The sequence below is a fragment of the Mesorhizobium sp. WSM1293 genome, assembly GCF_000513875.1.
Lineage (GTDB): Bacteria > Pseudomonadota > Alphaproteobacteria > Rhizobiales > Rhizobiaceae > Mesorhizobium > Mesorhizobium ciceri.
In genome coordinates this window covers 25,589-39,601 of sequence record NZ_AZUV01000020.1, presented here as the reverse complement: position 1 = coordinate 39,601, position 14,013 = coordinate 25,589, and the positions used below count along the sequence as shown (strand labels likewise).

Genomic DNA, 14,013 nt, shown 5'->3' with positions numbered 1-14,013 from the left:
TTCCGAGGTGGGTGAGGGCGTTCCGGCGGCAAGTTGGACTTTTCCAGTGCGCCGGTTCAACACCCCCGAGCCGCCGTACGGGAAAGCATGGAGGAGCGCGCGTTAGTCAGTCATCGCGCCTTCCCCCGGCGGCAGCGGGCTTCCCATCGCCCGCTGCCGCACAATTTCAAAAGCGCTTCAACGATCCGATGCCACCGACATCGGCAGCGAGCAGCTTTATCGCGCACTGCTTCGAGCGATCTCGGTCGCGATGCGCTTTGGCAAAGGCCACAATGCAGATGTCTGCCACTCAACCTTCCGGCGAAATCGCGTATAACAGCCCTATGAAGATTCTCGTCATAGAAGACGATCGCGAGGCTGCGGATTACTTGCAGAAAGCCTTTGCCGAGGCCGGTCACACCGCGCATGTCGCCGGTGACGGCGAAACCGGCTTTGCGCTCGCCGACGCCGGCGACTACGACGTGATGGTGATCGACCGGATGATGCCGCGTCGCGACGGCCTGTCGGTCATTGCCGGTCTCAGGTCCAGGGGCAACACGACGCCGGTGCTGATCCTGTCGGCGCTCGGCGAGGTCGATGACCGGGTCACGGGTTTGCGCGCCGGCGGCGACGATTACCTGACAAAGCCCTATGCCTTCTCCGAGCTTCTCGCCCGCGTCGAGGTGCTGAACCGGCGCGCCAGTGCCAAGGAAGCGGAAACCGTCTACCGCGTCGGCGATCTCGAACTCGACAGGCTGTCGCATTCGGTCCGCCGTGCGTCACGCGAGATAACGCTGCAGCCGCGTGAGTTCCGCTTGCTCGAATATCTGATGCGGCATGCCGGCCAGGTGGTGACGCGCACCATGCTGCTGGAAAATGTCTGGGACTACCATTTCGATCCGCAGACCAATGTCATCGACGTCCATGTCTCCCGGCTGCGCGGCAAGATCGAGAAGGGCTTTGACAAGCCCATCCTGCATACGGTTCGCGGCGCCGGCTATATGCTGAAGAGTGGTTAGCTGCGGCATGGCTCTTTCCGTGCCAGCCATCATGAAGACGACGGCAGCGCGGCTTTCGGCGCTCTACTTCCTGCTCTTCGCGCTCTGCGCGGTGGCGCTCGTCTTCTACATGACCTCGCTGTCGGCGCGAATGCTGACCGCGCAGACGCAGGAGACCATCAATGACGAAGTGCTCGGCCTTGCCCGCGCCTATCAGCGCGGCGGCCTGCCGGTACTGGTCCGCGTGGTCGAAGCGCGCTCGCGCCAGCCCGGCGCAAACCTTTACCTGATCGCCGACGCCAACGGCCAGATCCTGACCGGCAACGTGCAGAGCCTCGAACCTGGCGTTCTCGAAACCGAAGGCTGGACCAGCAGTCCGTTCTCTTATCAGCGCTTTGGCGAGGGAGAGCTCGAGCGCCTGCGCAACCTTCCCGCCGAGCAGGGTACCCCCACCCAATCCGAGCAGAACGATGCGCAGGCGCAGGGCGAAAAAGGCCACAACGCCATTGCGCTGGTGCTGCGGCTGCCGAACCAGATGATCATGCTGGTCGGCCGCGACCTTGGCGAGCCGGAACGGTTTCGTGCCGTCATCCGCCGTGCGCTGATGCTGGCGCTCGGCATGATGGGGCTGGGCGGATTGCTGATCTGGTTTTTTGTCGGCCGCGCTGCGCTGAAGCGCATCGACAGCGTGTCGGAAGCCAGCCGTCGCATCATGGGCGGCGATCTGTCGGGCAGGCTGCCGGTGACGGGGGTTGGCGACGAGTTCGACCGGCTCTCCGAAAATCTCAATGCCATGCTGGCCAGGATCGCCACGCTCAACGAAGGCTTGAAGCAGGTTTCCGACAACATCGCGCATGATCTGAAGACGCCGCTGACCCGGCTGCGCAACCGGGCCGAAGCGACGCTTTCGGGCAAGCAAAAGCCCACCGACTACCGGCAGGCGCTGGAAGGCACCATCGCCGAGTCGGACCAGTTGATAAAAACCTTCAACGCCATCCTGATGATCTCCCGGCTGGAGGCTGGCTACTCGTCTGAAAATACGAACCGCGTCGATCTTGCGGAAGCCGTACGCGATGTCGTCGAGCTCTATGAGCCGGTGGCGGAAGAGGCGGGCGTGTCGCTGGAAGCAGACGCGCACGAGGCGGTGTCCGTCAACGGCAACCGCGAACTGATCGGCCAGGCGCTGTCGAACATCGTCGACAACGCCATCAAATATTCGACCGGCGCCAATGCCCAGCCGGCGGTGCGCGTCACGCTCGAGCGAGCCGGTGCGGACGTTCGCCTGTCGGTTGCCGACAATGGCCACGGCATTCCCGACGATGGCGACCGCGCGCGTGCCACGGAACGTTTCGTGCGGCTGGAGAAGAGCCGTTCGCAACCGGGTTCGGGTCTTGGCCTCAGCCTCGCCAAGGCCGTCATGACATTCCACAATGGCCGGCTTGAACTCTTGCCTGGCAATCCTGGACTATCCGTGGTCATGAGTTTCCCGGTTCGGGAGGATCACTGATGAGCACGGCTGCGAGAGCGAAAGATTGGCTGCTGAAGCCGGCGGCCAGGCTTGTTCCGCTGGACGAGGACCGTGCGCGGCTGGAACTGGCCGAGATCGCGTCCGCCGCACGCGAAGAAGGGCTGACGCGGCTGGCCAAGTTTCTGGCCGGCAAAGGGGAGGGCCAGGATTTCCTCGCCGCCGTCTTCGATCTGTCGCCGTTCCTGCGCGATACGGCACGTCGCCGGCCGCAAATCCTGGACGGGCTGTTCGAGCAGACAATCGAGGCTCGGCTGAAAGCGATCGGCGCCGCCATAGACCTGGCGCATTTGGCGGAGACCCTTTCGGAATCCGGCCTGATGATGGAGCTGCGCCAGTGGAAGTCGGAGGCGCATTTCCTCATCGCGCTGGCCGATCTTGCCGGCGAGGCCGAAACGGCGCTGACGGTCCGGCGGTTGAGCGACCTCGCTGACGCCTGTACCCGTGCCGCCGTCGACTTCCTGCTGCGCGACGCGCACGGCCAGGGCAAACTCAAACTGCCGGATGTCGACAACCCGTCGAAACAGTCGGGTTGGATCCTGCTCGGCATGGGCAAGCTCGGGGCACATGAGCTGAATTTCTCCTCGGACATCGATCTGGTGGTTTTCTTCGATCCGGAAGCACCGGCGGTCGTCGACCCGCTCGATGCCACCGAATTGTTTTCGCGGCTGACGCGCCGCCTGGTTCGCGTCCTGCAGGACCGCACCGAGCACGGATATGTCTTCCGCACCGATCTGAGGCTGCGCCCCGACCCCGGTTCGACACCGCTGGCGATCCCGGTCGAGGCGGCACTGCGCTACTATGAGGCGCGCGGCCAGAACTGGGAGCGCGCCGCCATGATCAAGGCACGTCCGGTAGCCGGCGATCTGGCCGCGGGCGCTGCCTTCCTCAAGGAGCTTCAGCCCTATATCTGGCGCAAATACATGGATTACGCGGCGATTGCCGACGTCCATTCGATCAAGCGCCAGATCCACGCCCACAAGGGCCATGGCGAGATCGCGGTCAAGGGCCACAATGTCAAGCTCGGCCGCGGCGGCATTCGCGAGATCGAGTTTTTCGCCCAGACCCAGCAGCTTATCGCCGGCGGACGCTTCCCTGAACTGCGTGGCCGCGAGACCGTGCCGATGCTCGGCGAGCTTGCGACACGCGGCTGGATCACCATCGAGGCGCGCGATGCGCTCGCCCGCCAGTACTGGTTCCTGCGCCGCGTCGAACATGCCGTGCAGATGGTTGCCGACGAGCAGACCCACACGCTGCCGGAAGATGACGAAGGCTTGGAGCGCATCGCCCGCATGCTCGCCTTTGCCGATGCTTCTGCCTTTTCCCAGGCGTTTCGCGCCTCGCTGCAGCAGGTCGAACGCCACTACGCGGCACTGTTCGAAACAGCACCGGAACTGTCGACAGGCATCGGCAATCTCGTCTTCACCGGCGATGTCGACGATCCCGATACGCTGCAGACCTTGCACGGCCTCGGCTTCCAGCGGCCAAGCGACATCTGCCGCGTCATCCGAGGCTGGCATTTCGGTCGCTATCGCGTCACCCAGTCGGCGGAGGCGCGCGAGCGGCTGACGGAATTGACGCCGGCGCTGCTGCGCTCCTTCGGCCAGACGCGCCGGGCCGACGAAGCGCTGATGCGCTTCGATGAATTTCTCGCCGGCCTGCCGGCCGGCATCCAGCTGTTTTCCCTGCTGCAGTCCAATCCGGCCCTGCTGAAGCTCCTGGCAACGATCATGGGTGCGGCGCCCCGGCTGGCGGCGATCATCACCCGCCGGCCGCATGTCTTCGATGGTCTGCTCGACCCGGCCTTGCTGACGGAGCTACCGGACCGCGCCTACCTGTCGGCACGGCTTTCCGCCTTTGTCGAGGGCGACCGGCTTTATGAGGACGTGCTCGACCGGCTGCGCATTTTTGCCTCCGAGCAGAAATTCCTGATCGGCGTCCGGCTGCTCGCCGGCTCGATCGATCCGGCGCGCGCCGGCCGCGCCTTCTCCGATCTGGCGGATCTCACCATCGAGGCTGCGTTGCAGGCGGTGACGGCCGAATTCGCGGCGCGCCACGGCACCATTGCCGGCGGCGTGGTTGCGCTGCTCGGCATGGGCAAGCTCGGCAGCCGCGAGCTGACCGCCGGATCGGATGTCGACCTGATCCTGCTTTACGACCACGCGCCGGACGCCGAGGAGTCCGATGGCGACAAGCCGCTGGCGCCTTCGCATTACTACACCCGCATGACGCAGCGGCTGATCGCGGCTGTGTCGGCGCCGACGGCGGAGGGCGTGCTCTACGAACTCGACCTGCGCCTGCGGCCATCAGGCAACAAGGGTCCTGTGGCGACCCATATCGATGCTTTCAAGAAATACCAGCGCCAGGAAGCCTGGACCTGGGAACACATGGCGCTGGCACGCGCCCGCGCCATTGCCGGTGACGCCAGCCTGTGCGGCGAGGTTGAAGCGGAAGTGGCGGCTGCACTTGGCCAGCCGCGCGATGCTGCAAAGGTGATGGCCGAGGCTGCGGAGATGCGGGCTATGATCGAGAAGGAAAAGCCGCCGCGCGACCTGTGGGACATCAAGCTGATCCCCGGCGGCCTGATCGATCTCGAATTCATCGCCCAAGTCGCTGTCATCACCGGGCAGGTAGGCGCCGGGCCGCGCGTTACCGGTACCGCCGAAATCCTTTCGCGCCTGTCACCGGGCTTCGCCAATGCCGGGGCGAGGCAGGAGCTTTTCGACGCCTATGCGCTCTATCTGGCGCTGACCCAGATGACGCGGCTGTGCCTTACCGGAGCCTTCGAGCGCGACGACGTTCCGCCGGGGCTTTCGGATCTGCTTCTGGCGGTGACCGACCTGCCGGATTTCGGTGTGCTCGAAGCACATCTCAAGGAGACGTCGCAGAAGGTCAGGAAGGATTTCGACCTTTTGCTTCGTGCGGGATGACCGGGAAGCGATCGTCCCTTGGAATCGGGGACGTTTCGTGGTCCTCCAGTCTCATGCAGCTACTCTGTTCGCCGAATCTGCTGCAGCGCCCGGCTTGCGTGAGACTGCAAAATCCGGTCGCGCAGATAGGCATAGAAACGCGGCGGCAGCATGCCATAGTCGAATCGGGACGGTTTGCTCCCCGCGATAGGCCTGAGATCGGGACCCGGCCAGAGGAAATGATTGGTTTCGGTGACGACGATCCATGATGGCGTGTCATCGAGGCCGAGATAGGCTTTGAGGGGCGCAGGTATTTCTACTGCATCGGCAGGATCAGCTGGTGGCGAGTGTGTGACCGGACCGACCGTTATGACTTCACGGCCCTCCACGACCCGGCGCGCGGCGCCAATGGCGCATGGTCGGTTTTTTGCGACCTTCTTCGGCACCCTTTTCGTGTTCTCTCACCCAGAGGTAAGAATAGGAAATCACCAGACCCGGGATAGGTTTGGGCAGGCTCACGGTGTCCAGTCTTTGAGCATTGCATCAAGCCCGGCATATTCGCTCGATACGGCGCTTTCGGCGATGGCGTTAAGCGTCTCGTCGTCCAGCTCTTCCACAGGACGGGCGACCCGTCCCTTGACCAAGACCTCGAACATCGCCGCCGACAGGAGTACCGTGTGGGTCCGGCCATTCTTTGTGATTGCGACCGGCGCACGCTGGGCAGCATCCTGAAAACGCCCGACATTCTGCTGGAATTCCGTTGAAGTCACTCGCATGACAAGGCCTTTCTTTTTTATCCAAAATAGATAAAATAGATAACTTTGTCAAAGCGTTTCACCTCGCGTCCACGAGGTGGATCAGGCCTGGGATGGTGATAAAAACTTCACGCTGCAACCTTGACGGCCAGCACGCTCTTCTTCACCGGAATGCGCACCGACACGATAGTGCCGACACCTTCGCTCGACCGGATCTTCAGCGCGCCGCCCTGAAGCTCGGCCAGCGAACGTGAGATGGCAAGGCCAAGGCCGGACCCGGCATGGCTCTTGGAGAACTGGTTCTGCACCTGTTCGAACGGCCGTCCGAGCTTTCCGAGCGCCTCCTTGGGGATGCCGCAGCCATTGTCCTCGATCGTCAGCACCAGCGCGCCGGATGTGTTGCGGGCCCTGACCGATATGTGGCCGCCGTGGCCGGTGAACTTCACCGCATTGGACAAAAGGTTGATGACGATCTGCTTGATCGCACGGCGATCGGCGACCAGCGTCAGCGCATCGGCAATGCGCGTTTCCACGGTGATGGCCTTTTGCGCCGCCTGCAGCGAAACGACGCGTACGGTTTCGCTGATCAGCGGGCCGAGGTCGATCTCTTCCCGGTCCAGAGAGAACTGGCCGGCCTCGATCTTGGACATGTCGAGAATATCGTTGATGACGCCCAGCAGGTACTTGCCGCTGCTGTTGATGTCGGTGGCATATTCCTCGTAGCGCTCCGATCCGAGCGGACCGAACAGCCCTTGTTCCATCAGTTCGGAGAAGCCGATGATGGCGTTCAGCGGCGTGCGCAACTCATGCGACATGTTGGCCAGGAATTCGGATTTGGCCCGGTTCGCCGCTTCGGCCCGTTCGGTTTCCTTCATGTATTTGCGGTTGAGGTCGACCAGTTCGCGCGAACGCTCCTCTTCGGCCCGCCGCGCGAGGCTGAGATCATGGATCGTTGCCATCAGCCGTCGCTCACTGTCGACCAGCTTCTCCTGGTGCAGCTTGATCTGGGTGATGTCGGAACCGACCGAGACGATGCCGCCGTCCCGGGTCTTCAGTTCGTTGACCTGCAGCCAGCGGCCGTCGGCCAACTGCCGCTCGAAAGTGGCGCCGCCCTGCAGGCCGCTGGTGTGGGCAAGCCGCCTTTCGGAAGCAAAGGCCAGCATGCGTTCTTCCAGCGCCGCGCGCGCGGTGCCCGGCATCACGTCGCGGTCCGAAAGCCCGTTGTCCTGCTGGTATTTGGAATTGCACATGATCAGGCGCTGCGTCGAATCCCACAGCACGAAGGATTCGTTGATGTTCTCGATCGCCGTTCTGAGGCGAAGGTCGGCAGCCTCGGAACGCAGCGCCAGATGACGCTGTTCGGTGACGTCGACGGCGATGCCGATCAGCTGGATCTCCGGCGCTTCCGGATCGATGACCTGTGCCCGTGCGCGCATCCAGACCCATTGGCCATCGGCATGGCGCATGCGGAACACCTGATCGATGTGATCGATCTCGCGTGCGACGATTCTGTTGGCGAGCTCGAACAGGTCGCCGTCCTCGGGATGGATGATCTGATCGACCTCGCCGAAGGACAGCATCGTTTCGCAAGGCTTGTAGCCGAGCATGTCGTACATCGAGCGCGACCAGTACATCTTGCCGCGCACCATGTCCCAGTCCCACAGGCCGCAGCGGCCGCGAACCAGCGCCATGTCGATGCGCTGATGCGCTTCGAGGTAGATGCGGTCGGCCGCCTGCGCACGTGCCGCCTGGCCGAAATAGGCATAGAGGATGACGATCAGCACACCGGCCGTCAGCACGAACAGGGTGACGTTCAGCGAAACGGTCTTGCGCCAGGCATCGAAAACCGCGTCCTGTGGCACCAGGGCCGCCGATGCACCCTTTCCGCCATTCGCGAGGCTGACCGCGGCGTACCAATCCCGTCCGTCGATGTTGACGTCCATGACGCCGGCACGATCGCCGAACATGAACAAGGGCTGGCCGCCCTCGACGAGGCCGTCCAGAGAATGGCCCTGCCATGGCATCGAGCGTGGCGTCACCGCGACGATCTTGAAAGCGCTGTCGGTGATGACAAGCACATGGCTGCGGCCCATCGCGCCCTGACGGCTGGTGGTCTCCAGCAGATCCTGTATGGCGCCGGGCACCGTTTCCGAGGTGGTGGCGAGCGAACTGGCCAGCTGGCCCGCCGCCAGCGTCAGGATCGCCTTGGCATTGCGCTCGACATCGTCGCGCTCGTTCATCAGCGACAGCACGCGCAGCGCCGCGATGACGATCAGGAAAGTGATGATGAGGACGGGTATTGATCGGCGCAGCAGCGGCTCGGCGGCCAGAAGCCGCCGGTAGGCCGGTTCGGCGATGAGTCGCGTATTCCCGGCAAGACCGTCGCCGCGCGTCTCACGATGCGCAAAAACCGTCCCTCCGGGCGCGCCCCACGCGTCCGCCTTCGCCATAAATGGCACTCCCCGAATTTGCCTATGCTGCTTGGTGATCCGGCAAACGCCGCACTTCCGAATCGTCAGTAAAGAATCAAAGGTGATTCGCCTTGTCCAGTGGTCCGGCGAAAAAAGATTAAAAATCGACTAAAATAATGGGCTTTCGCTGGCGCAGCGCCTAACGGAAGCCGCTGCTGGCAGGTCCTGGTTGAAATTCACCAGCTTGGCGGCGTGCACGGATCTCCCTTCTGCCACAACAAGGGGAGAAGGAAGAGAGCGGCTAAGCCAGCGTGCGCTCGACAATATCCCGCAGATCCGCCGACAGATTTTCGGCGCCGGCGATCGAGAGCAGCGCTTCCCTGGCCTTCGCCTGCCGCAAGGGTTCGAGCGAACGCCAGGATCTGAGCGCCGTCGCCAGCCTTGCCGCCACTTGCGGGTTGCGCTTTTCAACCTCGAGGACGGTTTGAGCAAAGAACCAGTAGCCTTCGCCGTCGGCCCGGTGGAAGCCGGTCTGATTGGCGCTGGAGAAGGTGCCGATCAGCGAGCGCACCCGGTTCGGATTGCCCATCGAGAAGGCCGGGTGGTTGGTCAAGGCCTTCACGGTGTCGACGGTTTGCGGCCCCGGTACGCTGGCCTGGATCTGGAACCATTTGTCCATGATCAGCGGGTCGGACCCGTAGGTCGTCTCGAAAGCCGCCAGCGCCTCGACCGCCTCGGGCGAACCGTGGTGACGATGCGCGAGCACGGCAAGTGCTGCCGCGCGGTCGGTCATGTTGGTCGCGGACTGGAAATGCCCGGCAGCGAGTTCCGCTCCGCCCGGCTGCAGCGACAGATAATCCAGCAGGGTGTTGCGCAAGGCGCGTCGTCCGGCGCTTGCGGCGTCGGGGCTGAACGCTTCTCTGTCGGCAAGGCTGAGGTAGAGGCCCGAAAAAACGTCCCGGTTCGCAGTGCCGATCGCCAGCGCCAGTGCCTCGCGAGCCGCATAGATGGCATCGGGGTCGATGTTCCTGCCGATGTCGCGGGCAATGTCGGCTTCGCCGGGCAGGGCCAGCGCCAATGCCCGATAGGCCGGCTCCAGCGTCTCGTCGCCGGCAATGCTGCCGGCGAGTTCGATCAGCCGCGGCGCAAAGGCCGGCTGCTTGCCGCCGAGGATCTCGCGGAACGCTGATATCAGCGCATCGGTCAGCAATGTGTTGAAAGCCTGCCAGCGCGAGAAGGCGTCGCCGTCGTGGCGGGCGAGGAAGAACTGGTCGTCGGCTTTCTGCTCGACGGACAATGTCACCGGCGCCGAAAAGCCGCGGTTGAGCGACACGGCCGGGCGCTCGGTGACGCCTGAAAACCGCACCATGTGGCGACGCTTGCGGATATGGATGACGCCGTCCTCGACGCTGGCGCCCTCGACGCTGCTATACGGCACAGGCTTGCCGCCGGCGCCGATCAGCCCGAAAGCGAGCGGGATGTGCATCAGCCGCTTGCGGCTTTCGGAGGGTGTCGGCGGCACCGACTGCTCGATTTCGAGCGTGAACTCCTGCGCGGCCGGATTGTGCGCCGAACTGATCGTCAGGTTCGGCGTTCCCGCCTGATGATACCAGAGCGCGAACTGCGACAGGTCGCGGTCGGACGCATCCTCGAACACCTTGATGAAATCCTCGATCGTCGCCGCGTCACCGTCGTGCCGCTCGAAATAGAGGTCCATGCCGGCGCGAAACACGTCGGCACCGAGAATTGTGCGGATCATGCGCACCACTTCGGAGCCCTTCTCGTAGACCGTCGCGGTGTAGAAATTGTTGATCTCGCGGTAGCGGCGCGGCCGCACCGGATGCGCCAGTGGGCCCTGGTCCTCTGGAAACTGGTGGGCGCGCAAGGTCCGCACCTCGGCAATACGCTTGACCGCGCGCGAGCGCTGGTCGGCGGAGAATTCGTGGTCGCGGAAAACCGTCAGGCCTTCCTTCAGGCAGAGCTGGAACCAGTCGCGGCAAGTGATTCTGTTGCCTGTCCAATTGTGGAAATACTCATGCGCTATGATCGCCTCGATATTGGCGAAATCGGCGTCCGTCGCGGTCTCCCGGTCGGCCAGCACATATTTGTCGTTGAAGATGTTGAGGCCCTTGTTCTCCATCGCGCCCATGTTGAAGTCCGACACGGCGACGATGTTGAAGACGTCGAGATCGTATTCGCGGCCGAACGCCTCCTCGTCCCATTTCATCGACCGCTTCAGGGCGTCCATCGCATAGCCGGCCAGCGTCTCCTTGCCGGGCTCGACATAGATGCCGAGCTCGACCGTGCGGCCGGACAGGGTGACGAAACTGTCCGCGAGCCGGCCGAGTTTGCCGGCCACCAATGCGAACAGATAGGACGGCTTGGGGAAAGGGTCGTGCCACACTGCATAATGCCAGCCGTCGCCGAGGTCGCCCTTTTCGAGCGGGTTGCCGTTGGACAGGAGCAGCGGCGCCTCGTCGCGCATTGCCTCCATGCGCACCGTGTAGACGGACAGGATATCGGGACGGTCGAGGAAATAGGTGATGCGGCGAAAGCCCTCGGCTTCGCATTGCGTGCAGTAGACGTGGCTCGAGCGGTAGAGGCCCATCAGGGCTTCGTTGCCCGCCGGCGCCACCTCGGTCTCGATGAGCAACTGGAAGCGCCGCGCCACCGGTGGCTTGAGGATGGTCAACTGGTCGGGCGTCGCCAGCAGATCCGCCGGTTTTACCTTCTTGCCGTCGATCTCGATGTGCTTGAGCGTAAGCCCGTCGCCGTCGAGCACCAATGGAGCCGATGCGGAGACGCCGTCACGGCGCTCTATCGTGAGCACGGCGGTGACACGCGTTGCGTCTGGCGAAAGGCGGAAGGTGAGGTCGGTTTGCGGAATGAGGTAGTCGTTGGGGCGATAGTCTTCGAGCTTGAAGACCTGGCCGGTGTCCGTGCGCATTCCGTGGGTTTTCCTGTCGATTGCGTTGGCGGCGGATTGTGTCCGCTGGTCCAAGAAATTTGAAGTCCGCGCTCTTTACACGAAACGGCCCCTCGACAAAACTGAGGCAATGCCTATTTCAGGCGTTCGTTCTCCTGTCATCATCACGAGGCATCCATGACCGTCGTCACACCGAAATTCGGCATGGGCGCATCCGTGCTGCGGCGCGAGGATGCCGCCTTCATCCAGGGCCAGGGCCGTTATACCGACGACATCCAGCCGGCTGGCGTCCTGCATGGCTATGTCCTGCGTTCGCCGGTCGCCAAGGCCAGCTTCACCATCGGTTCGACCGAGGCGGCGAAGGCCGCACCTGGCGTCCATCTGGTACTGACCGGCAAGGACCTTGCCCATCTCGGCGATCTGAAATCCGGCGTCATGCAGGAACAGCCGGACGGCACCAAGGCGCCGACGCGCGACATCCCGATCCTGTGCCGCGACCGCGTCAACTATGTCGGCGATGCCGTTGCCTTCGTCGTCGCCGACAGCCGTGCCTTGGCGCAGGATGCCGCTGAATTGATCGATGTCGACTATGACGGCGAAGACGCGGCTTCCGGGACCGCAAATGCACTTGCCGAAGGCACGCCGCTGGTCTGGCCGGAGCTCGGTTCCAACCGCGCCTTCAACTACCACATGGGCGACAGGAAAAAGACCGAAGCGGCTTTCGCCAAGGCCGCACACGTCACCCACATCGAGTTCGTCAACAACCGGCTGGTCTGCAACTACATGGAGCCGCGCTCCGCGATCGGCGAATGGAACGTCGAGGAGAAGCGCTTCGTGCTGACCACCGGGTCGCAAGGCGTGCACTCCATGCAGTACATCCTGGCCAGCGTGTTCAAGATCAAGAAGGGCCAGTTGCGCGTCATCACGCCTGATGTCGGCGGTGGTTTCGGGCCCAAGAGCTTCGTCTACCGCGAATATCCGCTGGTGCTGGAAGCGGCGAAGCGGCTTGGCCGCCCGGTGAAGTGGGCCGGCGACCGCACGGAACACTTTCTGACCGACGCGCAAGGCCGCGACAATTTCGTCACGGCCGAGATGGCGCTGGACAAGGACGGCCGCTTTCTCGGCATGAAGGTGGACCTGCTCGCCAACATCGGCGCCTATATCTCGCAATATGGTCCGTTCATCCCCTATATCGGCGTCACCATGTCGACCGGTGTCTACGATATCCAGGCGCTCGACGTCTCGGTGACCGGCCTCTACACCAACACCTGCCCGGTCGATGCCTATCGCGGTGCCGGTCGGCCGGAAGCAGCCTTCCTGCTGGAAAAGCTGGTCGATGCCTGCGCCCACGATCTCGGCCTGCCCGTCGAGGAGATCCGCCGCCGCAATTTCATCCGGCCGGAGCAATTTCCCTACCGGACGCAAACCGGCCGCCTCTACGACACCGGTGAATTCGAAGGCCATATGGAGCGCGCCATTGAGCAATCCGAATGGAAAGCGTTTCCGGAGCGGCTGGCGCAGTCGAAGGCCGGCGGAAAAATCCGCGGTCTCGGCATGGCGACCTATATCGAGGCCTGTGCCTTTCCGGGCTCGGAGCCGGCCTTCGTCGAACTCAATGGCGACGGCACGGTGACGCTGAAGATCGGCACCCAGACCAACGGACAGGGACACGCCACCGCCTATGCGCAGTTCCTGTCGGAAAAGCTCAATCTCGACATCGACAAAATCCATGTCCGCCAGGGCGATACCGATGAATTGAAGGCCGGCGGCGGCACCGGCGGCTCGCGCTCCATTCCGCTGGGGGGTGTGTCGGCTTCCCGCGCGGGCGAGGATCTGGCCAACAAGATCAAGCGCATCGCCGCCGACGAGCTCGAGGCTTCTGCCGGCGACATCGAGTTGTCCGATGGTGTTGCCCGCATCGTCGGCACCGATCGCTCGCTCGATTTTTCCAGCATCGCCAAGGCCGCCAAGACGCCTGACGATCTCAAGGGCTTTGGCGAGTTCGTGCAGGACGAATGCACCTATCCCAACGGCACCCACATCTGCGAGGTCGAGATCGATCCCGACACCGGCGCGACCGAGATCGTCCGCTACACCATCGTCGACGATTTCGGCGTGACCGTAAACCCGATCCTGCTCGCCGGCCAGGTGCATGGCGGCGTCGTGCAAGGCGTCGGCCAGGCACTGACCGAGGACACTATCTATGGCGAGGACGGACAGCTTTTGACGGCGAGCTTCATGGATTACGCCATGCCGCGCGCCGACAATTTCCCGTTCTTTCATTTCGAGACCCGCAACGTGCCTTCGACCACCAATGCGCTTGGCATCAAGGGCGCGGGCGAGGCCGGCACCATCGGCTCGACCCCGGCGGCACTCAATGCGGTGACCGACGCGCTCTGGCGCGCTTATGGCGTCAAGCACATCGACATGCCGGCAACGCCGGCGCGTATCTGGGCGACGATCCGAGAAGCGTCGGGAGCGTGACAGCAGGCCCCGGCAGCCCCTCGGCC

The 14,013-nt window shown here is 63.5% G+C and carries 8 protein-coding genes; 4 read left to right on the top strand and 4 right to left on the bottom strand.

The annotated features are described in order from the left end of the window. The first annotated feature begins 323 nt into the window (after positions 1-323). The 3 genes from M729_RS0122880 to M729_RS0122870 are packed head-to-tail and all read left to right on the top strand — an operon-like array spanning position 324 to position 5,432. The gene (locus M729_RS0122880; protein ID WP_023812818.1) at positions 324-998 is read left to right on the top strand and encodes a response regulator transcription factor; all 675 of its coding nucleotides are present in this window, start codon (positions 324-326) and stop codon (positions 996-998) included. Positions 999-1,005: 7 nt separating this feature from the next. After that, positions 1,006-2,484 carry a HAMP domain-containing sensor histidine kinase gene (locus M729_RS0122875; protein ID WP_027162970.1) on the top strand — a complete coding sequence of 493 codons (1,479 nt, stop codon included), beginning with the start codon at positions 1,006-1,008 and terminating at the stop codon, positions 2,482-2,484. Continuing rightward, complete coding sequence (locus M729_RS0122870) at positions 2,484-5,432, top strand: bifunctional [glutamine synthetase] adenylyltransferase/[glutamine synthetase]-adenylyl-L-tyrosine phosphorylase (RefSeq protein ID WP_027162969.1); 2,949 nt, start codon at positions 2,484-2,486, stop codon at positions 5,430-5,432. The genes M729_RS0122875 and M729_RS0122870 overlap by 1 nt, the downstream gene beginning before the upstream one ends. Positions 5,433-5,491: 59 nt before the next feature. Here the strand turns inward: M729_RS0122870 and M729_RS01000000135590 are convergent, their stop codons facing one another. The 4 genes from M729_RS01000000135590 to pepN form a co-directional block, all read right to left on the bottom strand. After that, positions 5,492-5,857, bottom strand: a complete 366-nt coding sequence (locus M729_RS01000000135590; protein ID WP_245267614.1) for a hypothetical protein — start codon at positions 5,855-5,857, stop codon at positions 5,492-5,494. A 69-nt stretch (positions 5,858-5,926) separates the two neighbouring features. After that, on the bottom strand, positions 5,927-6,187 hold the full coding sequence (locus M729_RS0122860) for a type II toxin-antitoxin system prevent-host-death family antitoxin (protein WP_013532628.1): 261 nt from the start codon (positions 6,185-6,187) through the stop codon (positions 5,927-5,929). 107 nt (positions 6,188-6,294) lie between these two features. Next, positions 6,295-8,616, bottom strand: a complete 2,322-nt coding sequence (locus M729_RS0122855) for a PAS domain-containing sensor histidine kinase (protein ID WP_027162968.1) — start codon at positions 8,614-8,616, stop codon at positions 6,295-6,297. 262 nt (positions 8,617-8,878) lie between these two features. Further along, positions 8,879-11,524, bottom strand: coding sequence for an aminopeptidase N (gene pepN / locus M729_RS0122850; protein ID WP_027162967.1), 2,646 nt, complete (start codon positions 11,522-11,524; stop codon positions 8,879-8,881). Positions 11,525-11,680: 156 nt separating this feature from the next. On the opposite strand from pepN, the gene M729_RS0122845 reads away from it, so the two are divergent. Next, the gene (locus tag M729_RS0122845; protein WP_027162966.1) at positions 11,681-13,987 is read left to right on the top strand and encodes a xanthine dehydrogenase family protein molybdopterin-binding subunit; all 2,307 of its coding nucleotides are present in this window, start codon (positions 11,681-11,683) and stop codon (positions 13,985-13,987) included. Positions 13,988-14,013 lie beyond the last annotated feature (26 nt).

Coding starts and splice junctions, on each gene's coding strand:
- M729_RS0122880 (WP_023812818.1), top strand. CDS start 324: ATGAAGATTCTCGTCATAGAAGACGATCGCGAGGCTGCGGATTACTTG.
- M729_RS0122875 (WP_027162970.1), top strand. CDS start 1,006: ATGGCTCTTTCCGTGCCAGCCATCATGAAGACGACGGCAGCGCGGCTT.
- M729_RS0122870 (WP_027162969.1), top strand. CDS start 2,484: ATGAGCACGGCTGCGAGAGCGAAAGATTGGCTGCTGAAGCCGGCGGCC.
- M729_RS0122860 (WP_013532628.1), bottom strand. CDS start 6,187: ATGCGAGTGACTTCAACGGAATTCCAGCAGAATGTCGGGCGTTTTCAG.
- M729_RS0122855 (WP_027162968.1), bottom strand. CDS start 8,616: ATGGCGAAGGCGGACGCGTGGGGCGCGCCCGGAGGGACGGTTTTTGCG.
- pepN (WP_027162967.1), bottom strand. CDS start 11,524: ATGCGCACGGACACCGGCCAGGTCTTCAAGCTCGAAGACTATCGCCCC.
- M729_RS0122845 (WP_027162966.1), top strand. CDS start 11,681: ATGACCGTCGTCACACCGAAATTCGGCATGGGCGCATCCGTGCTGCGG.